Origin of the sequence: Rhodococcus sp. PML026 (assembly GCF_000963615.1) — a bacterium.
GTDB lineage: Bacteria > Actinomycetota > Actinomycetes > Mycobacteriales > Mycobacteriaceae > Rhodococcoides > Rhodococcoides fascians.
The window spans coordinates 566,561-593,279 of the sequence record NZ_KQ031373.1; the positions used below are offsets into that span (position 1 = coordinate 566,561).

The following is a 26,719-nucleotide window of genomic DNA, read 5'->3' on the forward strand; positions in this document are numbered from 1 at the left end:
ATGACCCAACACTCATGAAGAGTTCCATTCCGCGTGCCTTGTTCGTATCCGGTGCCACCGTCGGCGCACTGCTGATCGGCGCAGGCGCAGCCTCCGCCCATGTGGTCGTCTCCGCGCCCGACGCCGCGCAGGGCGGCTACTCGGTCCTGACGTTCCGCGTCCCCACCGAGTCCGACACCGCATCGACCAACTCGGTCAAGGTCACCTTGCCCGGCCTCAATTCTGCTCGCACCCAGCCCATTCCGGGGTGGACGTCCACCGTCGAGAAGGACTCCGCCGATCTCGCCGTGTCTGTGACGTGGACGGCGAATCCCGGTGCCGAGGTCGGTCCGGGCCAGTTCCAGCAGTTCCTGCTCTCCGCGGGGCCGCTGCCCGAGCAGGAAACCGTGTCGTTCCCGGCCACCCAGACCTACACCGACGGTGAGGTCGTGCAGTGGAACGAGCCGATGACCGAGGACGGCAGCGAGCCCGAGTTGCCCGCTCCCACACTGACCCTCGCAGCGTCGAGCGGTGACGCGCACGGCGGAGCCCACGCCGAGACGACGGACGCAGCCGAGCAGACGTCCACGTCCTCCTCGGACACCACCGCCCGGTGGATTGCCGGTGCCGGGCTCGTTCTCGGTGCCGTCGGCGCCGGCCTCGGAATCGGTGCAACCGTACGGAGCCGACGCTCGTGAGGGCGCTGACCGTGTCCGCCAAAGCGGTGGTCGTATCGGCGGTGGCCTTGCTGGCACTGCTGATCGCGGCTCCGATTGCCTCGGCTCATTCGCAGGTCACCGGGTACAGCCCGGCCGACGGCTCCTCGCTCGACGCATCTCCGGCGACGGCATCGGTGACCTTCAACGAGGTGCCGCAGTCGCAGTTCGCAACGCTCAACGTCGTCGGCCCCGACGGCAACATTTGGTCGAAGGGCGATGCTCGCATCGAGGGCCAGAGCGTGGTCGTCGATGTCGGTGATCTGGGCCCTGCCGGCGAGTACACCCTCGCCTACCGCATCACCTCGGCAGACGGTCATCCGGTGAGCGGCACGGCCACGTTCACGCTGACGCAGGAAGGGTCCGGAACACCCGGGGCACCGGCCGATGCGTCGGGCACCTCGGAAGAGTCCGAGGACGGGTTCCTCGGCGGCTACGGTCCCATCGTGCTGGTCGTGGTTGCGGTCCTCGCCTTCGGCGGAGCATTGGCATTCGCACTGCGTAAGCCGAAAGACCAGCGTAAGTCAGAAGACCAGCGTAAGCCGAAGAGCGAGAAGTAGATCCGACGTGGCTGCGGTGAGCGAGAGGAGCGTTCGGCTCGTGCTCGCCGCCGCAGCCTCGGCGGTGGTGGGGGTCGCGGCAGCGTTCGCGCTGGCGTACCCCACCTTTCCCAGCGGGTCGTCGTGGCTCCGCGTCATCGCTGTCGCGTCGGGTTCGGTGGTGTTGGGGTTCGGAATTCTCGCTGTCCTGGACGGTAATTCCGCATCTCGACGCCCCGCCCTCGACTCGCTGGTGATGTGGCGGTCGATCGGGTTCCTGTCGGGTCTGTGGGCGGTGGCCGAGTTCGTCCTGTTGGCAGCGGCCGCAGCCGAGGCCGAGGGCCGAGCAGTGACGGCGCTGTCGCCGAGTGCATTTGCGGCCTTCGTCGCGTCGATCTCCGTCGGTCGACTCGGCGCGACGACGGTGCTCCTCGCGCTCGTTCTGTGCGCCATGGGCGTACTCGGATATCGACGAGACGCATCCTGGTCCCCGGTTCCCGTGGTCACACTGGCGGCGCTGGCCCTGGTCGCGCGACCGATCACCGGACACATGTCGCAATTCGCATTCGGGTCCATTGCCGTTGCCGTGCATGTGGTGTGCGCCTCGGTGTGGCTCGGTGTACTCGGCGCGATGGCGTTGAGTCTGCGGACCAAGACAGCGTGGGCGACGCTTTTGCCGGCCTATTCCCGGATCGCGCTGTGGTGCGTCGTCGGGGTGACCGCGACCGGCGTGTTCGACGCGGTCCTGAAGTTGGAGAGCCCGGCCGCTGCGATCGAGACCGGTTACGGCCGAATCGTTCTCGCCAAAGTCGTGATGACCGTGATCCTGGTGGTCGTGGCATCTCGGATCCGCCGCACGTGGTTGCCGACCGCCACTGCGCACCGCTCCACGGCGGACTACTCGGTGCGGCGAGCTGCCGCTCATGTCTGTCTGCTGACGGTGGCGTTCGGACTGGCGGCGGCGTTGGCGACCACGGCCTGAGGCCGGAGTTCAGCCAGCGGAACGACCAGGAAAAGCCGGAGTGCAGCCAGCGGAATGACCAGACAAGCGAGTCTGTCGGGGCTCTGTACTAGCCTGAGTGCATGCCGAAGTTGACTGTGGTGCCGGGTGGTTCCTCGGTGTCCGCGCGCGATCGGATTCCCACGGTCGCCGAGTTCTTCGCCGGTATCGGTTTGGTGCGAATGGGCTTGGAGCAGGCCGGTTTCGAGGTGTGCTGGGCCAACGACATCGAGCGCGACAAGCACCACATGTATCGCCAACACTTCGGTGACGACGCGGCCCATTTTCAGCTCGGGGATGTTGCCGGCACGCGCGGCGACGATCTGCCGGACGGTCTGTCGTTGGCATGGGCGTCGTTTCCGTGCACGGATTTGTCTCTGGCCGGGGGCCGGGCCGGTCTCGCGGGCAAGAACTCCTCGACATTTCGGCACTTCACTCGAGTGTTGGACGAAATGGGTGACGGCCGTCCCGAGGTGGTCGCGCTGGAGAACGTCGTCGGTCTGGCCACCAGTCATGGGGGCGACGATCTGGCGGCTGCGGTCCGTGAGCTCAACGAACTCGGTTATTCGGTGGACGTCCTCACCATCGATGCTCGACGGTTCGTCCCGCAGTCCCGTCCTCGTCTGTTCCTAATCGGTGCGCAACATCCGCCGGAGGATGCCCGCGATCCCAACAGTGAACTGCGTCCGGATTGGTTGCAGGCGGTCTACGGCGATTCGACGCTGTCGACGCATCGGGCTCCGCTGCCCAGCCCGCCGATCCCGTTGACCAGCGGTCTCGGCGATCTGGTCGAGCGGATGGATTACCGCGACGAGCGCTGGTGGGATGCAGACCGCACCGAGGCGTTCGTACGCTCGTTGTCGCCGATTCAGTTGCAGCGCATCGAGATTCTGAAGAAGGCGCGCAAGGTCAGTTACCGTACCGCCTACCGCCGTACCCGCAACGGCGTCGCGGTGTGGGAGGCCCGCCCCGACGACATCTCCGGCTGCCTGCGTACTGCGCGCGGTGGGTCGTCGAAGCAGGCGGTGGTCAAGATCGGCCACGGCCGGTTGCAGGTGCGCTGGATGACGCCTCTCGAGTACGCCCGCTTGATGGGAGCCGGCGACTACACGCTCGGCGGTCTGCGAAACAACCAGGCGCTCTTCGGTTTCGGTGATGCGGTGTGCGTTCCGGTGGTCGCGTGGCTGGCGGAGCACTACCTGATGCCCCTGGTGAACGGGACACTCGGTTCCATCGCGCCGAATGCGACTGCTGCGCATGTCCAGTCACGGTAAGTCCTCGCTGCGGGCGTCGGCGGTCGCGCCGCGCAAGAGCAGTCTGCCTGCGGACGATGTGCAGTCATTTCGAGCTGCACTGCGAGAAGTGCTGAGCGAGAAGGACGATCGAGGGCGCGTCTGGTCGGCGGCCAAGTGGGGCGTGTATGCGTTCTACGACTACGACGGCGAGCCGATCTACGTGGGGCAGACCAAGGAGAAGCTCAGCGTTCGGGTGCAGCGGCATCTGACCAATCAGCGGACCGACGCCGTCGCGATGCGAGTGCTGGACGTGTTCGAGGTCGCGGAGATCGAGATCTGGCCGCTCTGGCAGTACGAGGACCTCAAGAAGTCCGACGGCGCAGAACAATTCCGCGCAGCCGAACGCGATTTGAACGCCCACGAGTACACGGCGTACCTCGAGGCCATCGACAGGTCGCGCCACAAGGCGATCCTGAACGAGAAGATCCCGCCGGTCTCCGAGCCCGTCACTCTGCCTGCGTCACTGCGGCGGTCGCTGATCTCCGAGCAGACCCGAGTAGAGCGCGGGCACCCCGACATTCGGATCGCGCGACGCGCGGAGACCATCTCCCGATTGGCTGCGGTCACTCGCGAGCGCGGTGAGGTGTCGGAGGGTCTGCGACGCGTCCTGGTGGTGCAGGCGGTGCGGCTGGCGTATTTGTCTGCGGAGCGACTCGCCTTCGTCGAGGGTCACCCCATTCCCGATCCCGCGGCCATCGACGTCACCGCCCTGGTGGGTTCGGTGCTGCACGAACGTAGTGATCCCGAGGATCCAGACGACCCCGAAGATCCAGAGGACCTACCCGAGCCCGACGCCGAGCTGGACCTGTTCAGCGACTACTGACTCCCGTCGCCGTAGGCTCGACCTGTGCCGCTTCCCCCTCACGTTGCCGATCTCACCAGCATCGATCTGTTGCTGTCGGTGGCAGAGCTCGGCAGCATCGGCCGTGCCGGACACGCCCACGGCATGTCGCAGCCGGCGGCAAGTTCTCGCATTCGCGCGCTGGAGCGTCGCGTCGGAGCGCCGTTGTTGAAGCGGGGCGCACGCGGAACGGTGCTGACCGAGTTCGGCGAGCTCGTCGCGAGTTGGGCAGCGCCGGTCGTCCGGTCGGCCGAGGACTTGGCGACGGCGATCGCCACGCTGCACGCCGAGCGCATCGGTCACCTGCAGATCGCGGCCAGTCAGACTGTCGCCGAATATCTTCTGCCGAGATGGCTGGTCACACTGCACACGACGCTGCCCCAGATCGTGCCCACGCTGAGCTCGGGCAATTCGGCGGTGGTCGCCGCGACGGTGCTCGCCGGAGACGCAGACCTGGGGTTCATCGAAAACCCCAGTGTCCACGCCGAACTCACGTACCGCACCGTCGCAACCGACGAACTGGTTCTCGTCGTGGCGCCCGGACATCCGTGGGCACACACTGCACCGTCGACCGCGCAGGTAGTCGAGACGGCGCTGGTCACCCGCGAGGCCGGGTCGGGAACCAGGTCCGTGTACGAGAGTGCGGTTGCTGCAGCAGGTTTAGGCCCGCCCACGACTCCTCTACTGGAAGTGTCGTCGACGACGGCTATCAAGTCCGCTGTGGCGGCGGGGATCGGCGGTGCCGTCCTCAGTTCACTGGCCGTCGCGACGGAGCTGACGGCGGGCAGTCTGATCGGAGTGCCGCTCCCCGATCTGTCCCTGCACAGAGACTTGCGCGCCATCTGGCGATCGGGCCGTGAGCCCAGCGGCCCGGCCGCGGAACTTCTGACGGTCGCGACGTCCATCCAGCCATAAGCTTCGGTTATGGCCGGCTAGCGAATTGCTGTCTACCGGACGTGGGCCGCGTCGCGCACAGTGAAGTCATGACCGTCCTCGAGTCCGTCTCGTATGCACCCCGGCTGTCGCGCAGGCGGACCGTCGAGCACATCACCCCCAACTGGTTCGCCGCCGTCATGGGAACCGGCATCGTCGCCACCGCGGCCGCCACACTTCCCGTCGACCTTCCTGCGTTGCACGTCTTCGCCGTCGTCGTATGGGTACTCGCTGCCGCAGCAGTCGCAGTGATCGGCGCGGCGTTCGTGCAGCATTGGATCGGTTACCGCGCACGCGCAGTCGACTACGCGCAGCACCCGGTGATGATGCAGTTCTACGGCGCACCGCCCATGGCCCTGCTCACCGTCGGTGCCGGGGCCGGCCTGCTCGGCGGAGACCTCATCGGTCCCACGGCGGCGACCGCACTGTTCGCAGTCCTGTGGGTCGCCGGCACGGTCACCGGCCTGCTCACCAGCGTCGCCGTCCCCTTCCGAATGATCACATCCGCTCACCGGGAGCAGGTCACGGCACTACCCGCGTGGCTCATGCCCGTCGTCCCGCCGATGGTGTCCGCGTCGACCGGAGCGTTGCTGCTCCCTCACCTGCCCGACGGCCAGTGGCGGTTGGCGCTGCTGTGCGCGTGCTACGCGATGTTCGGGCTGTCGCTGATCGTCGGAATGCTCACCATGACGTTGATCTACGGACGCCTGCTGCACGGCGGTCTGCCGTCCGTCGACGCGGCTCCGACGGTCTGGATCACGCTGGGTTTGATCGGCCAGTCGGTCACGGCGGCCAATCTGCTGGGCAACGATGCAGCGATGGTGTTCACCGGTGCGCAGTCGTCGATCGCCGTCGGGCTGCACGTCGTCGGGATCGGCTACGGACTGATCATGGGCGGATTCGGCGCGCTGATGTTCGCACTGGCCACTGCGCTGACCGTCCATGCGGCACGGAGGAAGATGAGCTTTTCACTGACGTGGTGGTCGTTCACGTTCCCGATCGGCACCTGCGTCACCGGAGCGACCGCGATGGGCAATGCCCTCGATTTCGGCGCGGTCCGTGCCCTTGCCGTACTGCTGTACGTCGTACTCGTGACGGCCTGGATCACTGTCGCTGCTCGAACCCTCCGAGGCGTGATACGAGGAAACCTGCTGCAGCCCAGCTGATCTCACATGTGCGCGAGCACGTTCACCACGTTGCCGCCCGCGTCTCGGAAGAAGAATCGGCGCACGCCCCACTCCTCGTTGGTGATCTCGTACACGATCTCGAAATTCGCATCCACCGCGGCGCGGTAAGCCGCGTCGACGTCGTCCACTTCGAGAGACGCCGACGGATTCACCGGGCCGGTGGGGTCGACGGTGATCAGACTCAGTTGCGCGGTGCTGTCCCCCGGTGACGCCAGCGTGGCGATCCAACCGTGGTTCATCACCACCTCCATGCCGGTGACCTGGACATACGCGTCCAGCGCCGCATCGAGATCGGTGACCGTGAGCAGGGGCATCGCGCGCACAACGTCCATGTTCGGACAGTATCGCGCCGAAAGCGTCCCCGCGGGGACGTTCTCGACGGGCATCTCGCGCATGGGGGACGATGTTTCGATGCTGACGATCAAGGTAACTCTGGCCGACATCGAACCAGCGGTGTGGCGGCGGTTCACCATCAATTCCGACGCCACACTGCCCGAGCTACACGACGTCATCCAAGATGTCATGGGCTGGGAAGACCGACACCTGCACATGTTCTTCGTCGGCGACGATCCCTATCGAACCAGTCGACGCTACGAGATGAAGTCCGCGCTCGAAGAGTGGGACGACGGCGCCGGGACGCTCGAGGACGGCGTTCGAGTGGACGAAGTCCTCGGTGCCGTCGGGGATCGTCTCGGGTACGAGTACGACTTCGGTGACGGATGGACACACCACCTGGTCGTCGAAGAAATATCGACCGTTGCCGGTACTGCAGCCTGCCTCGACGGCAACCGCGCCTGCCCACCCGAGGACTGCGGTGGCACGTCGGGCTACGACGAACTGCTGAAGGTTCTGGCTGATACCGATCATCCTGATCACAACCATATGAAGCAGTGGGCGGGCAGCTTGGAAGAGCGCTTCGCGGTGGCCGACGCGAACAACAGAATCGCGTTGCGGCGCGCGGTGACGGAGTTGGCCGGCCGCGTGCGGGAGCGCCTACCCAAACTCGGCTCGCTTCTCGAACGCGGGCCCCTCGAGTATCACCCCGATCTGCCCGATGTCCTCGCACGCGTCGATTTCGATGTGGCACAGCTGGACCCCGTAGCGGCGGCATCGGCAATGGAAAAGCTGACATGGATGCTGGCGCGGGTGGGCGCAGACGGAATCACGCTGACTGCTGCGGGCTATCTCCCACCCAAAGACGTCGCTGCGATGCGTGCAGAGCTCGAGTGGGGTGCCGAATGGTTCGGAAGCTCCAACCGCGAGGTGGACCATCAGCAGGTGCACTGGCTTCGGGCTGCAGTGACGCAACTCGGGCTGGTTCGCGTGCTGAAGGGACGGCTACTTCGCACCCGGTTGGGCAACACCCTGGCCACCGACCCGCTCCGACTGTGGTCGCACGCCGCGGCTCGGATGCCCTTCGGCCGCGAGCAGTACGAGAAGGATGCAGGCCTGCTGCTGCTGGTTTCGGTTGCAGGGGGTTGCTTTGCGAACGAACGCAATTCGCTGATCCTACGAAGCCTCGAGACCATCGGGTGGCGAATCCCCGAAAGCGAAAGACGCTACGCCCAGTACCTCGCTCGACCGACCTTCGACTTCCTCACTCTGATCGGCGCTGTGCCGTCGACTTTGGGTCGCGACGGGGCCGTACCGGATTGGGGACGCACTTTTGCCGTACATGCACTCGGCTCGTGAACCAGAAGGTGCTACCGGCCGCTCGTCAGGTCATGCTGCGCGCCCTACGCGCCGCAGACGATCTCGATCGAGCGCCTCGAGCAGCAGGGGCGCCAGAAGGTCAGGTACGCAGAACTTGTCGTTCACCTTGACGAGCAATCCGAGGTCGAACATCGACATGAACCGGAGTGTCGCGACGGTCTGAATCACCTTGCTGTCGGACATCGTTCCCAGGACGACACCGTCGGATTCCCCTACCGGATCACCGACGAGGCTGCGCACGAGCACGGTGGTCGCCAACGTCGAGCCTGCCACGAGCTCGGACTGCACGGAATCATCGCCGGAGTCGTACACAGGCGTCAAGCAGGATGCGTACGCCTCGACCACGGCGGCGCGAGTTCGGTCCGCACTTGGAGACACCACCCAAGCTCCGGCTTCGGGTCCGCGGGTGTAAGTCTGGCCCGCGTGCTCGAGAACCCCGACCCTACGGGCGGTATCCAACACCGATCGATAGTTCACCATTGCCATGAAGTCAGGTTGTTCAGGGATGCTGTGGAAACCCGGAATCCCGAGCGCGGCAACGATCTCGGCCGAGTCGTCCCAGTAGTCGATTCGGGCCGATGGCGCGCGGCGCTCGGTCGCAGCCCACGATGCCAACCGTTGCAGGAGTGAGACCATTATGGGTGTACTCAGTGGGCTCGAGCGCCCCGGCGATATCGGAGAACTGGGCACCGACGCGAATGCAGACGGGAACCCGATCTCTCTCGAGATCTCTTCGTTCTGAGATGGCGACAACCGTTCGGCGACGACGAACGTGCCGAACAGATCGATGGCGCGACGAATCTCGTCGCGCTCCCATGGCGACCGCTCATAGTCATCGAGGTCCAAGTACTCGTGATCATCGAGACAGAACATGTCGATCGGAAAATCTGCGCCGTACACGCTCACGTTCCGCTCGCGGACCGACCGATCGACTGTCATTGCTGTCGCAAAAGCCGTCAACTGATCTGCGACCCAGGCATTCTCGATCAGCCAATCGGAGAAGTGAAGAAGCGCGCTCGGCCAGAATAGAGGTTCCCTTTCACGCTGAACCTGACTGTAGGCCTCGCGACTGGTCTTTCTGCTACGCGATCTGCGGTTGCTCATGATGTCCCCCCGGATGTGTGTGGTCGAGAGAGTAGACGAGGGGTACGACAAGCGAGCGAAGGCGGCTGATGACCCGCAATGCCGAGGATCTTCGAGGCATCGAGCAGATCGGCTCACCCGAGGACGTGGTGCGCGCTCCGACATCGGCGTTCGTCGCGCGTTTCCTGTCCGACGCCACCCTCGTCGACGGCGTTGCCGCAGACGGCACCTTCACTTCGGGCTCCCTCACACTCGAGGCGGAGGACTCCGGACCCGGGACGCTCGCAATCCTGCCGACCGACATCGACATCGTGCCCGGATCTGCGGGCCACACCGGTGAGGTCAGTGGCACCGTCACGTCGTCGTTGTTCGGCCGCGATGCGAGCGACGTCCTGGTGCACTGCGACGACGTCGACTTCCGCTGCTCGACGCGTGGGCCGCGGCCCGAGGTGGGCGAGACGGTCGGCCTGTCCGTGCGCCGATCGTTCTTCTATCCGCACTATCGTCACCGGCCCGAAGGATCTGGCCATCCCCCACATCGACGCTGTGACCCACCAGACAGGAATATTGTTTGCTTAGCGCATGTATGTATATATATGGTTGCAGACAGCAAGTAAATCGAACTCAGCGTTGGAGTACTCATGGCAGTTCAATCCACGACAGCGGAATCGCTCGTCGAAGAGGTTTTCCTCTTCGGGCGCACGCTGAAGCGGGCCGTGACCACCGGAGTCGAGGATTCACCGTTGCCGCAGGCGCTGACCGGAGTTCTGGCCATCCTCGCGACAGAGGGTGAATGCAGACAGACCGACCTCGCCAGCAGGCTCTGCGTCAGCCAGTCCGCCCTCAGCCGGCAGATCGCGGACCTCGTCGAACTCGGCTACATCGATCGGCACCCCGATCCGGACGACAGAAGAGCGTCCCGGGTCTGCGTGTCGGACGAAGGCCAAGCTCGACTGAAACAGATTTGGGACAGGCGAGCTCGTCGCCTGGCAGAGATGTTGAGCGAGTGGAGCGAAACCGAGGCTCTCGATGCCCTCGATTCCATCCGCAAGCTCAACGACACGTTCACCGAAGACGCCCACGCCCAGCACCAGGACGTGGCCCGCATTGAATTGATTGCGAGATAACCAATGACAACATCCGCGGAGAATCCGCCGAATCAGGCAGTCGCCGATCCCGATGCGATGACGCATCGCCAGATCCTCGAAGCCCTCACCGGTCTGCTGGCCGCGCTGTTCACCGCGCTGCTGAGCACCACCATCGTCTCGACCGCTCTGCCGACCATCATCGGTGACCTGAAGGGTTCGCAGACCGCGTACGCCTGGGTCATCACCACCGCCCTGTTGGCCAACGCCGCATCGACGCCCATCTGGGGCAAGCTCGCCGACCTGTTCAACAAGAAGGTCCTGGTCCAGAGCTCCATTCTGATCTTCGTCGCGGGCTCGCTCATCGCCGGCTTCGCGCACAACGTTCCGGTGCTGCTCGCCGCACGTGTGGTGCAGGGCATCGGCATGGGTGGCCTGACGGCACTCGTCATCGCCATCATCGGAACCATCGTCTCCCCGCGTGATCGTGGCCGCTACTCCGGTTACACCGGTGCCGTCATGGCCGTATCGATGTCCGGTGGCCCCATCCTCGGCGGCGTCATCGTCGACAGCCCCCTCGGGTGGCGCTGGTGCTTCTTCGTCTGCGTCCCGTTGGCTGTCATCGCCCTCGGCCTGCTGCAGAAGACGCTGCACATCAAAACCGTCCGCAAGGACAACGTCTCCATCGACTGGCTCGGCGCACTTCTGCTGACCGCAGGCGTGTCCGTTCTCCTCGTGTGGGTTTCGTTCGCAGGCAAGGCCGACTACTACGCCTGGATCTCTCGTGAGACCGCGTACCTCGTCGGCGGCGGAGTTGCGCTGCTCGTCCTGACGATCATCGTCGAGGCTCGACACAAGTCGCCGATCATCCCGCTCAAGATCGTCACCGAGCGCACCACCGGCCTGGCCATCATCGCGTCCATCGCGGTCGGCGTCGGCCTCTTCGGAGCCACCACGTTCCTCGGCCAGTACTTCCAGACTGCTCGCGGCTACACCCCCACCGAAGCTGGATTGCTGTCCATCCCACTGGTATTCGGCATGCTCGTCGCCTCCGTGGGCTCCGGTCAGCTGATCACCAAGTTCGGTCAGTGGAAGCCGTTCATCGTCACCGGCTCCATCTTGCTGGTCATCGGATTCCTGCTGCTGGGCACCATCGACCACGCCACCAGCCTGGTGACGGTCGGCATCTTCATAACCATCGTCGGTCTCGGTACCGGCATGCTGATGCAGAATCTCGTTCTCGCAGTGCAGAACACGGTCAGTGTGCAGAACGTCGGTGCCGCATCGTCGACGGTTGCCTTCTTCCGTACCTTCGGCGGAGCGATCGGCGTCTCGGTTCTCGGTTCGCTGCTGGCAACCCGTGTCGCCGAGAAGTCGGCAGCCGGTCTGGCGCAGCTCGGTGTGGACGGTTCGGCCGGAGGCGGCGGATCGCTCGACCTCACGGCACTGCCTGCTCCGATCGTCAGCGTCATCCGCACCGCATACGGCGACGCGACCGGACGCATCTTCATGATCGCCGGCTTCGTTGCGATCGTCACGCTCATCGCAGTGGTCTTCATCCCGAATCGCCCGCTGCGCAAGACGATCGACATCGCGTCGGCACCGGCGCAGGGACCCGTCGCCGATCCGAACAAGACCGATCTGGACCAGAACGATCTCGACGGTGATGCTCAGGCACAGCCCGAACGTCGCGAGCAGCTCGCCGAGATCCCGTCCTTCGGGGCGACTCAGGATTACGTCGGAGCGCAGTACGGCAACGAACGGCGCTTCGAGCGTCGCAACGAAGGTCGCCACGAGGCTCAGCCGGGTCAGCGTCCCTTCGATGGACTGAGCACCGATGCCCGTGATCGACTGCTCTCGCTGCTGCTGCCCCAGCCCGAGGACACGTTGACCGCACTCGACGAGGCCGAGGCCATTCGCGCCGAGGTGATCGAGCTGCAGCAGGAGCTCGACGCCAAGATGCTCGACTTCGATGCAGTGTGCGAGCGACTTCGTCGACTCGGACTCAGCGAGCAGCAGGTGGCTCGGGTGTTGGGAGACAACCACATTCCCGACAGCCACAATCACTACGCCAACGCCGGACTGAACGGCCATAGCGTCAACTGATCTGCCACAGAACAGCGAAAGGCCCCGCACACCCGAAAGGGAGTGCGGGGCCTCTCTCGTTCGCCTGCCGACTACTACCGGCCGGGTATGTACTTCAGCGCTTTGACGAAGGGAGGCATGATCTTTGCCCACAGCTTCGGCGGAAGTCCGCGCGGTCCACCTAGATTGAGCAGGCGGGTCGTCGCGATGGTCTGCGGCTCGGTGTACTTGAGAAGTCCCTCGTTTCCGTGCCTACGGCCCATGCCGGAGACGCCCATTCCGCCCATCGGTGCACCGGTGGTGCCCCACGTCGGCGCGTAGCCCTCGTCCACGTTGACCGTTCCCGCATGCAGACGTGCCGCAATGGCCTCGCCCTGCGCCTTCGTCTTGGCCCAGACGCTCGCGTTCAATCCGTAGTCGGTGTCGTTGGCCTTCGCAATGGCCTCGTCGACGTCGGCGACGGGGTAGATCGACACCAGCGGCCCGAAGGTCTCGGTCGCCGCACACTCCATGTCCTCGGTGACGTTCGTCAGCAACGTCGGCTCGTAGAACAGCGGGCCGATGTCGGGACGCGCCTTGCCGCCCGCGACGACGGTCGCGCCCTTGACCTTGGCGTCGTCGACGTGCGCCGAGACCGTCTTGATCTGGTCCTCGGAGATGAGGCTGCCCATTTCGATGCCGAACTCGTAGTCGGCACCCACGGTCATGTTGCGTACCCGCTGGCCGAACTTCTCGGTGAACTCGGCGGCGATCGACTTCTCGACGTAGATGCGCTCGATGGAGATGCAGAGCTGACCGGAGTTGGAGAAGCAGGCGCGCACTGCCGCGTCGGATACTTCCCGCAGGTTCGCGCCCTTGGCGACGATCATGGCGTTCTTGCCGCCGAGCTCGGCGGAGAAACCGATGAGTCGACGCCCCGCCTGCTCGGCCAGGAGCTGACCGGTGGCCGTGGAGCCGGTGAACATGACGTATTCGGTGTTCTCGACGATCGCGGTGCCCACCACCGAGCCGGGGCCGGGGACCACGGCGAACAGGTCGCGGGGCAGACCGGCCTTGTAGAGCAGCTCGACGCAGGCCAATGCGCAGTACGGCGTCTGGCTGTCGGGCTTGAGCACGACGCCGTTACCGGCCAGCAGCGCCGGAATGGCGTCGGACACCGCGAGAGTCATCGGGTAGTTCCACGGCGAGATGATTCCGACGACGCCCTTGGGCTGGTACCGAACGCGAGTCTTGGTCAGCACGGGAAGCATGCCGGTGACCTTCTTCGGGGCCAGCAGTTTGGCGGCCGTGCGTGCGTAGTGCCGCGAGGTCATCGAGATGTCGAGGACTTCCTCGAGGGCGGCGGCGCGGGACTTGCCAGTCTCGGCCTGCGCCATGTCCATGAGCTCGTCGCGGTGCGCGAGCACCAGGTCGCGGTAGCGGTGGAAGATCTCTGCGCGCTCGGAGACCGGACGCTTGGCCCAGGCCGCCTGAGCGGTACGGACGCGCGCGATCGCAGCCAGGGCATCTGCAGCCGTACCGACCGGAATGGTCGCCAGCTCCTTACCGGTGAACACCTCGGTGATCGTCTTGGTGGGACGCGAGTCCGCGTCGGGAATGGCGATGAGATCAGCGAGCCGGGAAAAGGTCGCAGTGGACGGAGCAGGCATTTTTGCATCCCTACTGATGAGTAGTGTTCGGAGTAACAGACAACCTACCTGGTCTTCGGCTCAGTTCACAGGGCCGATGTTCCCTGGCCCTGTGGCACGATGGGCGGTGGTCTACTCCGACGTCGGGGCGTTCGGAAGCAACAGGGTGGGGAATCCATGCGCAAGGCACTAGTTCTGGCCGGAGCAGCAGCACTGATGGTGGCATTCGCGGGGTCTGCGCAGGCAGATCCGGTCCAAGATTTCATTGCTCCGCCGAGCGATCCGGCTGCGTATCTCCCCTCGTCGCTCGGCGATCCGTGGTTCGATCCGCCGGCGGGATACGAGAATCTCGTGCCCGGCACTGTCCTCGCTCGACGCGATGTCGCGGTGACGCCCGAGGCCTCGTCCGTCCAATTACTCTTCCGCTCCACCGATTCGAAGAATCGTCCCATCGCAGCGGCGACGACGGTGCTGACTCCCACCGCGCCGTGGACCGGTGGTGGAGATCGCCCCGTCATCGCATACAACGAGGCGACGGATTCACTCGGCAACACGTGCGCGCCGTCGTACACCCTCCCGCGGGGCAACAACAAAGAGATCGATCAGGTCCGGATCCTGCTCGGCCGCGGTTACACCGTGGTGATGACCGATTATCAGGGGCCGCGTCAGGCGTATTCGGCCGGTCTCGTGTCGGGGCACACCGTGCTCGACGGTCTGCGCGCCTCCCGGACTGCAGGCGTGAGCGCGGATGCACCCATCGGCATCACCGGATATTCCGGCGGTGCGATCGCCTCGGGCTGGGCGGCGCAGTTGGCACCCGAGTACGCACCCGAGCTGAACATCGCCGGAGTCGCGTTCGGCGGTCCGCCCACCGATTACAAGATTCTGCAGACGTCGTTGAACGGTCAGATCGGGTCGGGCTTGTTCACTGCGGCGACGATCGGACTGTCCCGGGAGTACCCGGAGATGCGGCAGCTCGCCAACGACAACGGCAAGCGACTGGCGCTGGCACAGAAGGATCAATGCGTGGATGTGTTGTCCTACAGCGGACTACTGCTGTTGGACCAGCGAAATCTCTCCAACGTCCCGGACGTCTTCGCGCATACGATCACCACGGCCGTCGTCGAGGAAAACCGCATGGGCCAGACGAAGCCGGACGCGCCGGTGTACATCTACCAGGGCCTGCAGGACTTCCTCATTCCCAAAGAAGGTGCCGAGGCCGTGCAGGATCAGTGGTGTGCAGCAGGAGCGTCGGTACATCTGGAAGAGGTGCCCGGCGACCATTCACTGGCCCAGACCAACGGCCGTCCCGGTGCCTACGATTGGTTGGCGCAACGCCTGGCCGGTGTGCCGACCTCGGGTTGCGAACGTGTGATTCGCTAGAGGTCCATAACGAATCGTTTTTTCGTCTTGACCCTCACGCCACGGGAGGCAGCACAGTGTCCTTCGTGAGTGATTCGTCCGCGAACAGTTCGGTTGACGTCCAGGTCGGCATGCAGGTCGGCGCGGTCTCGAAGTTGGTGGGTGTCAGCGTCAGAACGCTGCATCACTACGACGAGATCGCGTTGGTGGTGCCGTCGGGGAGAACTCCCAAGGGCTATCGGACGTATTCATCGGCCGATGTCGAACGGCTGCATCAGGTATTGACCTACCGCGAGCTCGGGTTCCCGCTCGAGGTCATTGCAGCGTTGCTCGACGACCCGGCCGTCGACGCGATGGCGCATCTGCGGCGGCAGCGCGACCTGCTCGGCGAGCGGATCGATCACTTGCACGCAATGGCTGCGGCCGTGGACAAGATGATGGAGGCGAAGAAGATGGGTATGCAATTGACTCCCGAGGAGCAGCGAGAGATCTTCGGCGACAACTGGCCCGGCGAGGAATACGCCGAGGAGGCCGAGCAGCGCTGGGGCGAAACCGACGAGTGGAAGCAGTCTCAGCAGCGGACGGCGTCGTTCACCAAGGACGATTGGAAGGCCGTCAAGGAAGAGACGGACCTCCTGGAAGCCGATCTCGCTGCCGCGATGCAGCGGGGTGTGTCGCCGGATTCCGACGAAGCCGGGGAATTGGCCGAACGTCATCGCGCGTCGATCGAGCGGTACTACGACTGCGGTTACGAGATGCAGGTGAACCTGGCGGAAATGTACATCGCCGACGAGCGATTTGCCAAGCACTACAACGCTATCGCCGACGGTTTGGCGCAGTATCTCCGTGACGTCATCGTCGCGAACGCCGCTCGTCAGAGCTGACTCGTCTCGATCCGCACCCCTTTTCGGAATCCGCGCCTCCTGCAGGGGGTGCGGATTCCGAACCGGGGCGTAGATGTCCGGGCGAACGCTGCTCGTCAGGGTTGACGCGAGCGGCAGGCGGCATTCATCTGCCAATCCCAGTGCTCTGAGAATGGTTGTAGTGCTTGCGCTTCCATCGAACTCCCGTACGCATCAAACACTCAACAAACTGCGGGCATTGCCGGATGTGACGGCGCGCCAGTTCTCCAGTCCACCGTCCGCGGCTCCCGCGTCGAGCGAGCGCAGCTGCTCCTGCACCGCGCCGATCGGGGTGAAGCAGTAGTCGCTGCCGTAGACCAGACGATCGGGTCCGACCGTCGAGAGCAACGCCGGCAGCTGCCGCGGAACCGGCGTACCGGCGAGGTCGAACCACAAGCGCTGCAGTACATTCGGCGTCGACGGGGTACCGAGACCGACCTGCGTCCGGAAGAAGTCGACCCGATCTGCCAACAGCGGCAGTACTCCACCGCCGTGAGTGAACACCCAGCGGATGTGAGGGAACCGATCGACCACGCCCAGCAGAATCAAGTCGATGACGGTTCGCGCTGTGTCGAAGAGGAATTCGACCATCGGAGCGGGCCTACCGAGCGCTACCGCAGCTGCGTTCGGCGGCGAGGTGGGATGCACGAAGACCACCGCCGAACGCGCATCGAGCGCGGTGAGCAGTGGCGTCAGCACCGCGTTGCCCAGATACATGCCGCCGGCGTTCGACATCACGGTGACCCCGTCGGCACCGAGCTGATCGAGAGCCCGAATGGCCTCGACCGTCGAGTCGACGACGTTCGGAAGGGGCAGCGACGCAAAGAATCCGAGGCGTGGCTGGCCCTGGACAACTCCGACTCCGAAGTCATTGACCCGTCGGGCCAGATCGGAAGCCTGGCCGTCGTTGCCGAAGTGCACCCCAGGGCTCGACACGGACAGGATCGCCCTGTCGATCCCACACCGGTCCATCATCTGCAGATGCTCGGTCACCGACCAGGACGGCCACTTCGGCATGCCGTCGGGAAAGACGATGCCGGACGCGAGCGCTTCCCGCAGGTAGAAGTCGGGGACCATGTGCGAGTGCACGTCCACTACTCCCCCGGCGGCAGGCGTCGGTGACGCCGACGCGGTCGCTGCGGACAGGGCGACGCCCGAGAGCGTGGCTGCACCGAGCGCGCCGAGCAAGGTTCTGCGGTCGATCACGATCTACGTCCTTGTCGTCGACACCACCCGGTCCGAACTGACGCTATCGTCACATATGAGATTATCTGCAGTCAACGGTGACTTGTACCAACTGATGTAGGACTAACATGGCGCGATGACGACCGAACGTACGAAGCCCAGTCCTGCGCAATTTTTGGGGTACTCGTTCGGTCGGGTCCTGCCCCCGTCGATGCAGGATTGGGTCCGAAACGACCTCGTCGGCAACGGGGCCCAGGTGCGCTACCTGGCTCGATTCACGGTTCCCGTCATCCCGTTGCTGCTGCTGTTCCTGCTGATTCCCGGCCCACTGTGGATGTCGCTGGCGATGATGGCGTTGCTGTTCATTCCGCTGGTGTACTTCGCGATAGCGCTGATGAACGTCTATCGGCGGCACCGATTACTCATTCACGGCCTCGATCCCCAGTTGATCAACGCCAAGGCGCAGAGCCGTGTCGACCGCACCCGGGACGACTACGAGCGACGTCACGGCCGCGGCTGACGATCGGACGTTAGTCTTCTGCGCATGACTTCACCTGTGGAATTCAAAGCAACCGCTGATCTGGCCGACGAGATCGGTCCCGACATCCGCAGCTGCGACACCCAGTTCATCCAGTTCGGCAAGCACACCGAGTTCGCCGGACCCATCACCACCATCCGCTGCTTCCAGGACAACTTGCTGGTCAAGCAGACGTTGAGCGAGCCCGGCAACGGCGGCGTTCTCGTGGTCGACGGCGACGCCAGCATCCACACCGCGCTCGTCGGCGACATCATCGCCGGGCGGGGTGTCGACAACGGCTGGGCAGGCGTCATCGTCAACGGCGCTGTGCGGGACTCGGCGATTCTGCGCACCCTCGACATCGGCGTCAAGGCATTGGGGACGAACCCACGCAAGAGCACGCAGACGGGATCAGGCGAGAAGAACGTGCCGGTGACCTTCGGCGGCGTCACCTTCACCCCCGGCGAGATCGTCTACAGCGATCACGATGGAGTGGTCGCGGTCTGATCCGACGCGAAAGGGACGGCCGCGGTGCCGTCCCTTTCTGTTGCGTCTTGTACGACGTCGGTGCTACTTCACGAATGCGAGAAGCGCGTCGTTCACTTCCTGGAAGTGTGTCCACAGCAGCCCGTGGGGTGCGCCGTCGACCTCGACGTACGTTGCCTCCGGGAACGCCTCGTGGAACGGGCGGCCGGTGGAGTCGATCGGCAGGATGTTGTCGGCCGTGCCGTGCAGGATCAGCGTCGGCTTGCCCGATGCGCGGACCTTCTCGACGTCTCCGCGAAAGTCTTCGAGCCAGGTGGGCACGACGGCATAGGCCGCGACGGGCGCGCTGGTGGTGGCGGTGTTCCAGCTGGCGCGCACGGTGGCCTCGCTGATGCGGCTGCCGAGGTTCTCGTCGAGGTTGTAGAAGTCCTTGTAGAAGTTCTCGAACCAGGTGAAACGATCCTCGCGCGCTGCGGTCTCGATGCCGTCGAACACCGACTGCGGAACGCCGGTGGGGTTGTCGTCGGTCTGTAGCAGGAACGGCTCGAGCGAGGCGAGAAACGCGAACTTGGCGACGCGATCGGTGCCGTACTTCGCGGCATACCGAGCCAGTTCTCCTGTGCCCATGGAGAATCCGACGAGGATGACGTTGTTCAGGTCGAGCTCGGTGAGTACCTTGTCCAAGTCTGCAGCGAAGGTGTCGTAGTTGTAGCCGACGGTGGGCTTGCTCGACTGCCCGAATCCACGGCGGTCGTAGGTGATGACGCGGTAGCCGGCATCGAGCAGCGCACGCGACTGGCGCTCCCAGGAGTTGCCGTCGAGCGGGTAGCCGTGGATGAGCACAACCGGCTGGCCGGAGCCGTGATCCTCGTAGTAGACCTCGACGGGGGTGGAGTTCTCGGTTCCGACGTTGATGTACGCCATGATCCTGCCTTCCTGTGTCCTGAACATCGAGCGGGAGAACGGTCGTTCTCTCCGTGTGTGGACTACTGTAGAGAACGTTGGTTCTCTCGGCAAGGGGTAAGCGATGACCATTACGGAAATCGGACGGGCACAGGTGGTGAACGCCGCGGACGAATTGTTTTATGCGCGCGGCATCCAGGCCGTCGGCATGGATGAGCTGCGCACCGCAGCGGGAATCTCTCTCAAACGCATGTACACACTGTTTCCGTCCAAGACGGCCATCGTGGCCGAGGTCCTCCGTGGCCGCACTGCCCAGTGGAACGACGGGATCCGCGCCGAGGCGGACCGACACGACACGCCGCGCGGAAAGCTGTTGTCCATCTTCGACTTCCTGGATCGATGGTTTCGAGAGGACGACTTTCGCGGGTGCGCGTTCATCAACTCCTTCGGCGAACTGGGCGCAACCATGCCCGAGGTCGCCGACGCCGCGCATCAGCACAAGAAACGTTTCATCGAGTACGTCACCGCCTTGGCCGTCGAAGATGGATGCGAGCCGACCGTCGGTCTGCAAATCGCACTTCTCGCCGAGGGTGCTCAAACCACCGCCGCCATCACCGAACTGGCCGAATCCGCCTCTGCAGCAAAGACTGCGGCCGAGGTTCTGTTGAATTCGAGCGCGAAGTGACCGGCATCGCGGATCACTGACATTTGACACTGAAATTGTCCGTTTCGGGACGTTAGTGTCGAATCCATGAGCAAGCTACGAGTCCTCGCCGCCCTCACCGTCTCGACGTTCCTGCTGGTCAGTGGATGCACGTCGTCCGACGAGCCCTCAGCCGTGCAGGCGACCACTACGACGACGTCGAGTGGGAACATCAGGACCGACGACGTCCAGGCGGCTCTGGACGCGCTGGTAGCGGCCGGGTCCGTCGCCGCTGTCGCGCAGGTGCGCGACGGCGAGGATTCCTGGTCGGGAGCGGCAGGACTCGTCGAGCGTGATGGCACCGAGCCGGCGGGTGCCGATGATCCGGTGCGCATTGCAAGCGTCACCAAGTCGATGGTCGCGGCGGTGGTGCTGCAGCTCGTCGACGAGGGAAAGCTGCAGCTCGATCAGCGGGTCGACGAACTCCTTCCGGGCCTGCTGTCCAAGTCCGTCACCGTCCGACAACTGCTCGACCACACGAGCGGAATACCCGACTACCTCACCGGACTCGATACGGCGCAGCAGATCGCTTCTCGCGCCGATGATTCCGTCTCCGACGATGAGCTGATCTCGAAGGCATCGGCCATGCCGTGGACAAGTGAACCGGGCCAGGAGTTCAGCTACTCGAACACCAACTACGTTCTACTCGGGCGGATCGTGGCCGATCTCGATGGGAAGCCCGTCGGACAGTCGTTGCAGGACAGGATCTTCGAACCTCTGCAGATGACCGACACCACCTACCCCACCGACACTGATATCGCCGGCGATGCACTGCACGGCTACGTGCTGGAGAACGGGATCTACACCGACGTCACCGAATACGACGCGAGTATCTGGTCTTCCGCTGCTGCAGTGGTCTCCACCGTAGAGGACATGAACACGTTCTTTCGTGCTTTGTTCGACGGCACACTGCTACCTCGCAACATGGTCGACGACATGCAGGTGGTCAGCCCCTCCGGCTACGGCCTCGGATTGCTGCTGGGAATCGACGCCTGCGATCCAGAGTCCGGTGAGCTGCTGTTCGGCCAGCGCGGCAACGGCTTCGGATATCGCACTTTTCAGTTCTCGAGTCCCGACGGCACCCGTCAGGTGTCACTGGCCTGGACCACAGCCGCGCCGACCCCGGGCACCGATCCGCTGCTAGAACCCGCATCCGAAGCCCTGATCGCCGGGCTGGCATCGACCTGCCCGGCGTAGCTAGAGGGTCGTCACCCAGCCGTGCACTTCGTCGCTCGTGAGTGCAGCCTGGTGACGCTTCCGCAGAGTGAGCGTCGCCGGTCCGGTTTCCTTGGTTCCTATTGCGCGGCCGTCGATTTCGTATACCGGGGCAACCCCGGCCGACGTGCCACACACGAAGACCTCGTCGGCGATGTACAGCTCGGTGAGGTCGACGGTTCGCTCCTGAACCGTCATTCCTTCTTCGCGCGCCAACGTCAGAAGCGTTCGACGGTTGATGCCATCGAGAATGTCGCTGGTGACGTCGGGTGTGACGAGCACTCCGTTTCGGACGAGGAAGATGTTGGCGGCACTGAGCTCGCAGACGTGTCCGTTGATGTCGAGGAAAATGCAATCGTCGAACCCACTGTCGATGGCATCCTGTTTCGCCAGAACGGAATTGACGTATGCCCCGTTGACCTTCGCGCGCGACGGAATCGCATAGTCGGGGATGCGACGCCACACACTGGTCTTCAACCTCATACCGTCCTGCGGCACAATGGGATTGGCGTCGTAGAGGAAGATCGACACTGTCGTGTGCAGGCCACGGACCCGTGTTCCGGGAATGGACTCGTCGACGTGGACGGTTGCCCGCACGTACACCTCGTCGGTCGGGGCGTTGGCCGCGACGACCTGCTGCGTCACCTGCACGAACCGTTCGAAACTCCACTGCGTCGCGAAGGTGTCGATGCCGATGATCTTGCAGGACTCGACGAGTCGCTGGTAGTGATCGAGCAACCGGAAAGCGGTGCGCCGATCTCCGTTCATCTGCACCGGAAACACGGTGTAAACACTCAGGCCGTAGAGGACGGCCGAGGTCGCGACCCCGAGTGTCGCGTCCTGCGCGTCCACCAAGCGATCGCCGAAATACACCTTCGAGTGCGGGAGTGCCATGCGGCGATGCTAGTCGCCCGGTGAGTCCAAGCGACAACGCTTTTACTTCTCTATGGTCGAGTACATGAGCGAACGCGCAGTATCCTGGCCACCCCTTGGTCGTTCCGCAGGCTCCACTCCCGCCCGCACACTCTGGAACGACGGCCCCGAGGTGGGTGCCGTCGGCTTGGGCTGCATGGGAATGACCTGGGCATACAAGGCAGACGACCAAACGGAGTCCCCCGATCGCGTCATCGGGCACGCATTGGACCTGGGTGTGAACTTCATCGACACCGCCGATGTGTACGGACCGTTCACCAACGAGGAAGTCGTCGGCGCAGCCATCGGCAGTCGACGCGACGAGGTGGTGCTCGCGACCAAGGGTGGATTGACCTCCCACATCGGCGACGCCGGCGAGCCGGTCATTTCCGGCCCCAATGGCAAGCCCGAGCATCTGCGGTCTGCCATCGACGACTCGCTCCGACGGTTGGGCGTCGACCACATCGATCTGTATTACCTGCACCGTCCCGATCCCGAGGTCGACGTCGAAGACAGCATCGGCGCGATGGCCGAGGCCGTGCGGGCCGGAAAGGTTCGCGCACTGGGTGTTTCGGAGTTCACCGTCGAGCAGCTCGATCGGGCTCAGCGGGTGCATCCGATATCTGCTGTGCAGTCGGAGTTGTCGTTGTGGACACGCGACCACCTGGCAACCTCGTTGACATGGACGAAGGACAACGGTGCCGCCTTTGTGCCGTTCTCACCGCTGGGCCGAGGGTTTCTGACGGGCAACTTCCGCGGAACCGCACCCGCTGCAGATGATTTCCGCTCTCGACTGCCGCGTTTCAGTCACGACAACCTCGATGCGAACCTCGTCATCGTCGACGCCATCGCGGCCATCGCCGACGAGCTCGGTGCGACGCCTGCGCAGGTGGCCCTGGCATGGGTGCTGGCGCAGGGAGAGCACGTGGTGCCGATTCCCGGCACTCGCCGCACTTCACGTCTGGACGAGAACGCCGGTGCCGCCTCGCTCACGTTGAGCTCCGAGCACCTCGCCGCACTCGACACGTTGCCCGAGCCCGCTGGTGGCCGGTATTGAGATAGCGCAGGTCGATCCGTCGACGGATCGGTTGTCGGCCGAGAAAATCCTGGCCGTACAGAGGAGTGCGTACGCTGTCGAGGCCGAGCTCATCGGCGACGACCGCATCCCACTACTGCACGAGTCGGTGGATGATCTGTGTGCAGCACAGGTCCACTGGCTCGTCGCGCGCGATCTGGACGAAATCCTCGGTGCCGCAGCGTGGTCCGGATCCGAGATCGACCGTCTGGTGGTGGCTCCACACGCACATCGGCAGGGCATCGGACGAGCGTTGGTCGAGGTGATGCTGAATTCGATTGCAGGACAGCAACTGCTAGTCGCAACGGGACGCGACAATGGACCGGCCCGCCGCCTGTACGAGTCCCTCGGCTTCGCGCACACCGAGAATCAAGAGGTGTTGCCGGGACTGTGGCTGGCCCGCTACGAACTCAACCGTTGATCTGTATCGGGCTTACGCGGGCGAGCGACGAACCATATCAGTGCGCCTGAGATGGGCATCAGCAACACGAGCAGACACCACCAGAACGCGGATCCCCGACGAGCCTGATTGCTCCGAAGTATCGACACCCATGCGACACCGACGAGTAGCAGCCACAACACGATCCCAGCCATCCATGCGAGATCGAACCATAACGGCAGAGCCGGGTTACCGTCAGCATCCATGGTCTTCCGACTCCTTTCACCTCAGGGCAAGACTAGCCACGACGCAGGCATAAGGTGCGACCATGACTTCTGCCGGCGGCGCGATTGCATTGGCTCTCTTCGGCATTGCTCTCGTGTCGATCGTCCGCGACACAGGCTCCAACTGGCTCATCAAGCTGGCATGGGTAGTGGTGACACTGATCCTGCCCATCGTCGGCCCGATCCTGTGGTTCGCAGTCGGGAAGCGCTATCCGTATGGGGTGAACGGCGGCAACAGCTGAGAGTTCAGTGTCCAGTCGCATTGCGTAGGTCGATGTTGATCAGATGGCTTACCTGGTCGCGGAGCCATTCAACCGTCTGCGGGTTGGGGGCGGGTGCGTGGGCCAACAGCGTCCAGCGCAGTCGGGTTGCTGCGGTCAGATCGAACTGCACCAGGACGTCGGGAAGACTCGGCCACGGCGAGCTCCACACCACGCGGTCGAACTCACTACTCTCGACGATGCGCGGCAGAGCGGCACCCTCGAACATCACCGGCCAGGCGAACCCTTGATTCTTCGGATGCAAGTCTGGGCGCATCAGTGCCTTCCAGACGAAGAAGACCGGCGGCGACAACTCCGCAGTCCTGCTCGCGAGAACCATCATCGGGTTACCGTACGCGGGCGCCGACTCGGGAGCCCTCCTATTTTTCGCGCACGCCGGTGCGGGCGGTCGCGATGTACTGACAACAGACAGAGCTGTGCCCTGACGCTTGTGTGGGTCGTCAGGCGGGTTGTCGTGGTTCTTCGTCACCGGTGTCGCGGGTGTTGTCGCAGTGGTGGTCGGGTGGGTAGAGCACCTCCTCGGGGTGGTGTGCGTGATTGATCAGCCCACGGCGTGTGGGGTCCATTCCGGTCGGTGGGTGCCACAGGGTTCTGCCCGGATAGCGATGTCCTGCTGTGGTTTTGGTGGTTGCCCACTTTCCGGGGCCGGTGCCGACGAGTGCGTGGTGCATGTCGCAGCCGAAGGTGAGGGAGTCGATGTCGGTGGGTCCGCCCTCGACCCAGTCGTCGAGGTGGTGCGCTTGGCACCAGGTCGCCGGGCGGGTGCAGGAGGGGAAACTGCAGCCGCGGTCGCGGGCGATGAGGACAATGCGTTGGTCGCCGGAGGCGATGCGTTTGGATCGGCCGAGGTAGAGGGCTCTGCCGTTGTCGTCGAAGATGGTGAGGTAGTGGTGGGCGTGCGAAGCCATGCGGATGGCGTCGCGGATCGAGACGCGGGATCCGGTGGCGGTCATGGCGTAGCCGCAACCTGATTCGAGGTCTTTCGAACTCATGGTGACGATGGCGGTGACGGGCAGCCCGCGGTGGGTGCCGAGGGTGCCGGAGGCGAGGGTGTGCCGGAGCGCCATCTTCAGTGCATCATGACGGCGTTCGTTCTGGGTGCGTCGATCCCGCGCGGCGGCAGCGTCGCGAGCAGCGGTGTCCGATGCGTCGGCGTCGGTTTGGCCGCCGGGTTCAGCAGTGCTGTCGGAGCCGGCATCGTCGTTGGTGTCGTTGGTGTCGTTGGTGTCGGGCGTGCTGTGTGGCGTTGTGCCGCAACCACAATCGCTGCTGTCGGTGCACTCACCCTCACCGCGGCCGTCGCCACTGCGGTCGTCGCCACTGCGGTCGTCGTGACCGTAGAAGTTGGCACCGTTGTCGTCGGTCCCATCCCACAGGTATTCGTCATGCGATCGAGCATCGCTCGATCCTGCCTCGTCGGGCATCGGCCCGGGCTTTGGCGTAGCCGCACTGCCACTCCCGCCGCCGTCCTCGTCGCCGGTGGTCTCATCCTCGTGGACGATCGATGTCGGGTCTGCAGGGTTGTTCACTCCCGGCTTCGCGGCTTTCGAGAACAGGGCTTCGAGGTAGGCCCGTAGTTCGGAGTCGACGCAGAACTTTCCCTCGGACATTCCGTCGGACCCCTGCTCACCGAGGTAGAAGAACGCATCCCGTTTCCGTGGCCTCGGCTTCGCGTTCTTGTCTTCGTCTTCGTCTTCGTTCTCGTCGAAGTCGCCGTCGGGGTCGAGGATCGAGTCCAGGTGCGCGACCAGTGGTGCGAAGTCGTCGGGCCGTCGGGTCGAGGCGAGACCGACCAATTGCTGTTCGGCGCGATCTCGGGTCTGCGGATCGACACTCGAGGGTAGGTGCCGGAAGAATTCGCGGATCATCTGCACGTGCTGGGCATCGAGCAGTCCTGCCCGCAATGCTGCAGCGGTGTGCGGCAACAAGGGAGGCAGCATTTCACCGGACAGTGCGGTGCGATCACCCAATTCGGCGGCCAGACGCACCCGCGCCCCGGCCGCTCGTGGGGTGATTCGCAGCATCCACGCCACCGAGCACGGCACCGAACCCGGATACACATCGAGGCCGTGTTGTGAGATCAGTTCGTTGAGCCAGGTGTGCGAATACGCGGTCACAGACCGCGACAGAGCTTCCATGCGTTGGATCACCGCACGGCGGTCGGTATTCGACCACGACACCGACGCCTGCCCCGCCAACTCGGCGACCGCCGACTCCACACGGTCCACCAGCACCGACAGTTCGGGGTCGGACACGACGGGGGCAGGCGGCACCGTGTCGATGCCGTCCACCCCTGATTCGCCGTCCCCCGAAAGCATGAACAGAATCTACCGCGACCCACCGACAAACTTTCGAACACACGTTCCTATCCAACTCTGTCGCCTCAGGCCGCGGTGACGACGGGCACCACTTCGTAGGCCAGCTCCGGTAG

Annotated in this window: 29 protein-coding genes; 20 read left to right on the forward strand and 9 right to left on the reverse strand. The window is 64.3% G+C overall.

Annotated features, from left to right (window positions below; translation table 11 throughout):
• Positions 1–14 precede the first annotated feature (14 nt).
• The 7 genes from VF34_RS13280 (at position 15) to VF34_RS13310 (ending at position 6,469) form a co-directional block, all read left to right on the forward strand.
• Positions 15–677, forward strand: a complete 663-nt coding sequence (locus tag VF34_RS13280; RefSeq protein WP_032366718.1) for a YcnI family copper-binding membrane protein — start codon at positions 15–17, stop codon at positions 675–677.
• Positions 674–1,255 (forward strand): copper resistance CopC family protein, encoded by a 582-nt coding sequence (locus tag VF34_RS13285; protein WP_155289567.1) that lies wholly within the window; start codon positions 674–676, stop codon positions 1,253–1,255. The genes VF34_RS13280 and VF34_RS13285 overlap by 4 nt, the downstream gene beginning before the upstream one ends.
• A 16-nt stretch (positions 1,256–1,271) precedes the next feature.
• Positions 1,272–2,216, forward strand: coding sequence for a CopD family protein (locus VF34_RS13290; RefSeq protein ID WP_230595295.1), 945 nt, complete (start codon positions 1,272–1,274; stop codon positions 2,214–2,216).
• 101 nt (positions 2,217–2,317) lie between these two features.
• Positions 2,318–3,508 (forward strand): DNA cytosine methyltransferase, encoded by a 1,191-nt coding sequence (locus VF34_RS13295; RefSeq protein WP_230595297.1) that lies wholly within the window; start codon positions 2,318–2,320, stop codon positions 3,506–3,508.
• Positions 3,492–4,352, forward strand: coding sequence for a GIY-YIG nuclease family protein (locus tag VF34_RS13300; protein WP_045841684.1), 861 nt, complete (start codon positions 3,492–3,494; stop codon positions 4,350–4,352). The genes VF34_RS13295 and VF34_RS13300 overlap by 17 nt, the downstream gene beginning before the upstream one ends.
• Positions 4,353–4,376: 24 nt before the next feature.
• The gene (locus tag VF34_RS13305) at positions 4,377–5,285 is read left to right on the forward strand and encodes a LysR family transcriptional regulator (RefSeq protein ID WP_032374205.1); all 909 of its coding nucleotides are present in this window, start codon (positions 4,377–4,379) and stop codon (positions 5,283–5,285) included.
• Positions 5,286–5,353: 68 nt separating this feature from the next.
• A complete protein-coding gene (locus VF34_RS13310; RefSeq protein WP_032374297.1) occupies positions 5,354–6,469 on the forward strand; it encodes a TDT family transporter in 1,116 nt (371 codons plus the stop codon).
• A gap of 2 nt (positions 6,470–6,471) precedes the next feature.
• Here the strand turns inward: VF34_RS13310 and VF34_RS13315 are convergent, their stop codons facing one another.
• Entirely contained in the window at positions 6,472–6,822 is a 351-nt protein-coding gene (locus tag VF34_RS13315; protein WP_032371721.1) for a VOC family protein, read from the reverse strand.
• Positions 6,823–6,901: 79 nt separating this feature from the next.
• Between VF34_RS13315 and VF34_RS13320 the strand changes: the two genes are divergently transcribed.
• Complete coding sequence (locus VF34_RS13320) at positions 6,902–8,182, forward strand: plasmid pRiA4b ORF-3 family protein (RefSeq protein ID WP_196249555.1); 1,281 nt, start codon at positions 6,902–6,904, stop codon at positions 8,180–8,182.
• A 30-nt stretch (positions 8,183–8,212) separates the two neighbouring features.
• Here the strand turns inward: VF34_RS13320 and VF34_RS13325 are convergent, their stop codons facing one another.
• Positions 8,213–9,109, reverse strand: a complete 897-nt coding sequence (locus tag VF34_RS13325; RefSeq protein ID WP_155289569.1) for a hypothetical protein — start codon at positions 9,107–9,109, stop codon at positions 8,213–8,215.
• A gap of 266 nt (positions 9,110–9,375) precedes the next feature.
• Here VF34_RS13325 and VF34_RS13330 point away from each other — a divergent pair, with 266 nt between their 5' ends.
• The 3 genes from VF34_RS13330 to VF34_RS13340 are packed head-to-tail and all read left to right on the forward strand — an operon-like array spanning position 9,376 to position 12,477.
• Positions 9,376–9,903: an ATP-binding cassette domain-containing protein gene (locus VF34_RS13330; RefSeq protein ID WP_052063020.1), complete on the forward strand. Its 528-nt coding sequence runs from the start codon at positions 9,376–9,378 to the stop codon at positions 9,901–9,903.
• Between the two features lie 24 nt (positions 9,904–9,927).
• Positions 9,928–10,413, forward strand: coding sequence for a MarR family winged helix-turn-helix transcriptional regulator (locus VF34_RS13335; protein WP_032366715.1), 486 nt, complete (start codon positions 9,928–9,930; stop codon positions 10,411–10,413).
• 57 nt (positions 10,414–10,470) lie between these two features.
• The gene (locus VF34_RS13340; protein WP_155289571.1) at positions 10,471–12,477 is read left to right on the forward strand and encodes an MDR family MFS transporter; all 2,007 of its coding nucleotides are present in this window, start codon (positions 10,471–10,473) and stop codon (positions 12,475–12,477) included.
• A gap of 74 nt (positions 12,478–12,551) precedes the next feature.
• Here the strand turns inward: VF34_RS13340 and VF34_RS13345 are convergent, their stop codons facing one another.
• Positions 12,552–14,105, reverse strand: a complete 1,554-nt coding sequence (locus VF34_RS13345) for a succinic semialdehyde dehydrogenase (protein WP_027494877.1) — start codon at positions 14,103–14,105, stop codon at positions 12,552–12,554.
• Positions 14,106–14,261: 156 nt separating this feature from the next.
• Here VF34_RS13345 and VF34_RS13350 point away from each other — a divergent pair, with 156 nt between their 5' ends.
• Together VF34_RS13350 and VF34_RS13355 are read left to right on the forward strand one after the other, a co-directional pair.
• Positions 14,262–15,467: a lipase family protein gene (locus VF34_RS13350; RefSeq protein ID WP_032374209.1), complete on the forward strand. Its 1,206-nt coding sequence runs from the start codon at positions 14,262–14,264 to the stop codon at positions 15,465–15,467.
• A 110-nt stretch (positions 15,468–15,577) separates the two neighbouring features.
• Positions 15,578–16,330, forward strand: a complete 753-nt coding sequence (locus tag VF34_RS13355) for a MerR family transcriptional regulator (protein ID WP_032374299.1) — start codon at positions 15,578–15,580, stop codon at positions 16,328–16,330.
• Between the two features lie 192 nt (positions 16,331–16,522).
• Here VF34_RS13355 and VF34_RS13360 read toward each other — a convergent pair whose 3' ends face one another.
• Positions 16,523–17,554: an amidohydrolase family protein gene (locus tag VF34_RS13360; RefSeq protein ID WP_230593538.1), complete on the reverse strand. Its 1,032-nt coding sequence runs from the start codon at positions 17,552–17,554 to the stop codon at positions 16,523–16,525.
• 115 nt (positions 17,555–17,669) lie between these two features.
• On the opposite strand from VF34_RS13360, the gene VF34_RS13365 reads away from it, so the two are divergent.
• Both VF34_RS13365 and rraA read left to right on the forward strand, forming a co-directional pair.
• On the forward strand, positions 17,670–18,053 hold the full coding sequence (locus VF34_RS13365; RefSeq protein WP_032366711.1) for a DUF5313 family protein: 384 nt from the start codon (positions 17,670–17,672) through the stop codon (positions 18,051–18,053).
• A 24-nt stretch (positions 18,054–18,077) separates the two neighbouring features.
• Entirely contained in the window at positions 18,078–18,557 is a 480-nt protein-coding gene (gene rraA / locus VF34_RS13370; RefSeq protein WP_027494882.1) for a ribonuclease E activity regulator RraA, read from the forward strand.
• 63 nt (positions 18,558–18,620) lie between these two features.
• Here the strand turns inward: rraA and VF34_RS13375 are convergent, their stop codons facing one another.
• Positions 18,621–19,460 (reverse strand): alpha/beta fold hydrolase, encoded by an 840-nt coding sequence (locus VF34_RS13375; RefSeq protein ID WP_032374210.1) that lies wholly within the window; start codon positions 19,458–19,460, stop codon positions 18,621–18,623.
• A 103-nt stretch (positions 19,461–19,563) separates the two neighbouring features.
• On the opposite strand from VF34_RS13375, the gene VF34_RS13380 reads away from it, so the two are divergent.
• Positions 19,564–20,124 (forward strand): TetR/AcrR family transcriptional regulator, encoded by a 561-nt coding sequence (locus tag VF34_RS13380; protein WP_027494884.1) that lies wholly within the window; start codon positions 19,564–19,566, stop codon positions 20,122–20,124.
• 66 nt (positions 20,125–20,190) lie between these two features.
• Positions 20,191–21,339, forward strand: coding sequence for a serine hydrolase domain-containing protein (locus VF34_RS13385; RefSeq protein ID WP_052061647.1), 1,149 nt, complete (start codon positions 20,191–20,193; stop codon positions 21,337–21,339).
• Here VF34_RS13385 and VF34_RS13390 read toward each other — a convergent pair whose 3' ends face one another.
• Positions 21,340–22,251: an aminotransferase class IV gene (locus tag VF34_RS13390; protein ID WP_032374211.1), complete on the reverse strand. Its 912-nt coding sequence runs from the start codon at positions 22,249–22,251 to the stop codon at positions 21,340–21,342.
• Between the two features lie 64 nt (positions 22,252–22,315).
• Between VF34_RS13390 and VF34_RS13395 the strand changes: the two genes are divergently transcribed.
• Positions 22,316–23,326: an aldo/keto reductase gene (locus tag VF34_RS13395; protein WP_045841688.1), complete on the forward strand. Its 1,011-nt coding sequence runs from the start codon at positions 22,316–22,318 to the stop codon at positions 23,324–23,326.
• Positions 23,313–23,765 carry a GNAT family N-acetyltransferase gene (locus tag VF34_RS13400; RefSeq protein WP_052063021.1) on the forward strand — a complete coding sequence of 151 codons (453 nt, stop codon included), beginning with the start codon at positions 23,313–23,315 and terminating at the stop codon, positions 23,763–23,765. The genes VF34_RS13395 and VF34_RS13400 overlap by 14 nt, the downstream gene beginning before the upstream one ends.
• Here VF34_RS13400 and VF34_RS25875 read toward each other — a convergent pair.
• Positions 23,747–23,989, reverse strand: coding sequence for a PLDc N-terminal domain-containing protein (locus VF34_RS25875; protein WP_032366707.1), 243 nt, complete (start codon positions 23,987–23,989; stop codon positions 23,747–23,749). The two genes, VF34_RS13400 and VF34_RS25875, sit on opposite strands and share 19 nt — an antisense overlap.
• A 62-nt stretch (positions 23,990–24,051) precedes the next feature.
• Between VF34_RS25875 and VF34_RS13410 the strand changes: the two genes are divergently transcribed.
• Positions 24,052–24,249, forward strand: coding sequence for a PLD nuclease N-terminal domain-containing protein (locus tag VF34_RS13410; protein WP_032366706.1), 198 nt, complete (start codon positions 24,052–24,054; stop codon positions 24,247–24,249).
• Between the two features lie 4 nt (positions 24,250–24,253).
• On the opposite strand, the gene VF34_RS13415 is transcribed toward VF34_RS13410, so the two are convergent.
• On the reverse strand, positions 24,254–24,610 hold the full coding sequence (locus VF34_RS13415) for a hypothetical protein (protein ID WP_052053584.1): 357 nt from the start codon (positions 24,608–24,610) through the stop codon (positions 24,254–24,256).
• Between the two features lie 118 nt (positions 24,611–24,728).
• The gene (locus tag VF34_RS24345) at positions 24,729–26,606 is read right to left on the reverse strand and encodes an HNH endonuclease signature motif containing protein (protein ID WP_052718669.1); all 1,878 of its coding nucleotides are present in this window, start codon (positions 26,604–26,606) and stop codon (positions 24,729–24,731) included.
• Positions 26,607–26,719 lie beyond the last annotated feature (113 nt).

What these genes read in the sequence shown, in the direction of transcription:
- VF34_RS13280 (WP_032366718.1), top strand. Translation starts at nt 15, where the DNA reads ATGAAGAGTTCCATTCCGCGTGCCTTGTTCGTATCCGGTGCCACCGTC.
- VF34_RS13295 (WP_230595297.1), top strand. Translation starts at nt 2,318, where the DNA reads ATGCCGAAGTTGACTGTGGTGCCGGGTGGTTCCTCGGTGTCCGCGCGC.
- VF34_RS13300 (WP_045841684.1), top strand. Translation starts at nt 3,492, where the DNA reads ATGTCCAGTCACGGTAAGTCCTCGCTGCGGGCGTCGGCGGTCGCGCCG.
- VF34_RS13310 (WP_032374297.1), top strand. Translation starts at nt 5,354, where the DNA reads ATGACCGTCCTCGAGTCCGTCTCGTATGCACCCCGGCTGTCGCGCAGG.
- VF34_RS13315 (WP_032371721.1), bottom strand. Translation starts at nt 6,822, where the DNA reads ATGGACGTTGTGCGCGCGATGCCCCTGCTCACGGTCACCGATCTCGAT.
- VF34_RS13320 (WP_196249555.1), top strand. Translation starts at nt 6,902, where the DNA reads ATGCTGACGATCAAGGTAACTCTGGCCGACATCGAACCAGCGGTGTGG.
- VF34_RS13330 (WP_052063020.1), top strand. Translation starts at nt 9,376, where the DNA reads ATGACCCGCAATGCCGAGGATCTTCGAGGCATCGAGCAGATCGGCTCA.
- VF34_RS13335 (WP_032366715.1), top strand. Translation starts at nt 9,928, where the DNA reads ATGGCAGTTCAATCCACGACAGCGGAATCGCTCGTCGAAGAGGTTTTC.
- VF34_RS13340 (WP_155289571.1), top strand. Translation starts at nt 10,471, where the DNA reads ATGACGCATCGCCAGATCCTCGAAGCCCTCACCGGTCTGCTGGCCGCG.
- VF34_RS13345 (WP_027494877.1), bottom strand. Translation starts at nt 14,105, where the DNA reads ATGCCTGCTCCGTCCACTGCGACCTTTTCCCGGCTCGCTGATCTCATC.
- VF34_RS13350 (WP_032374209.1), top strand. Translation starts at nt 14,262, where the DNA reads ATGCGCAAGGCACTAGTTCTGGCCGGAGCAGCAGCACTGATGGTGGCA.
- VF34_RS13355 (WP_032374299.1), top strand. Translation starts at nt 15,578, where the DNA reads ATGCAGGTCGGCGCGGTCTCGAAGTTGGTGGGTGTCAGCGTCAGAACG.
- VF34_RS13365 (WP_032366711.1), top strand. Translation starts at nt 17,670, where the DNA reads ATGACGACCGAACGTACGAAGCCCAGTCCTGCGCAATTTTTGGGGTAC.
- rraA (WP_027494882.1), top strand. Translation starts at nt 18,078, where the DNA reads ATGACTTCACCTGTGGAATTCAAAGCAACCGCTGATCTGGCCGACGAG.
- VF34_RS13375 (WP_032374210.1), bottom strand. Translation starts at nt 19,460, where the DNA reads ATGGCGTACATCAACGTCGGAACCGAGAACTCCACCCCCGTCGAGGTC.
- VF34_RS13380 (WP_027494884.1), top strand. Translation starts at nt 19,564, where the DNA reads ATGACCATTACGGAAATCGGACGGGCACAGGTGGTGAACGCCGCGGAC.
- VF34_RS13385 (WP_052061647.1), top strand. Translation starts at nt 20,191, where the DNA reads ATGAGCAAGCTACGAGTCCTCGCCGCCCTCACCGTCTCGACGTTCCTG.
- VF34_RS13390 (WP_032374211.1), bottom strand. Translation starts at nt 22,251, where the DNA reads ATGGCACTCCCGCACTCGAAGGTGTATTTCGGCGATCGCTTGGTGGAC.
- VF34_RS13395 (WP_045841688.1), top strand. Translation starts at nt 22,316, where the DNA reads ATGAGCGAACGCGCAGTATCCTGGCCACCCCTTGGTCGTTCCGCAGGC.
- VF34_RS25875 (WP_032366707.1), bottom strand. Translation starts at nt 23,989, where the DNA reads ATGGATGCTGACGGTAACCCGGCTCTGCCGTTATGGTTCGATCTCGCA.
- VF34_RS13410 (WP_032366706.1), top strand. Translation starts at nt 24,052, where the DNA reads ATGACTTCTGCCGGCGGCGCGATTGCATTGGCTCTCTTCGGCATTGCT.
- VF34_RS13415 (WP_052053584.1), bottom strand. Translation starts at nt 24,610, where the DNA reads ATGATGGTTCTCGCGAGCAGGACTGCGGAGTTGTCGCCGCCGGTCTTC.
- VF34_RS24345 (WP_052718669.1), bottom strand. Translation starts at nt 26,606, where the DNA reads ATGCTTTCGGGGGACGGCGAATCAGGGGTGGACGGCATCGACACGGTG.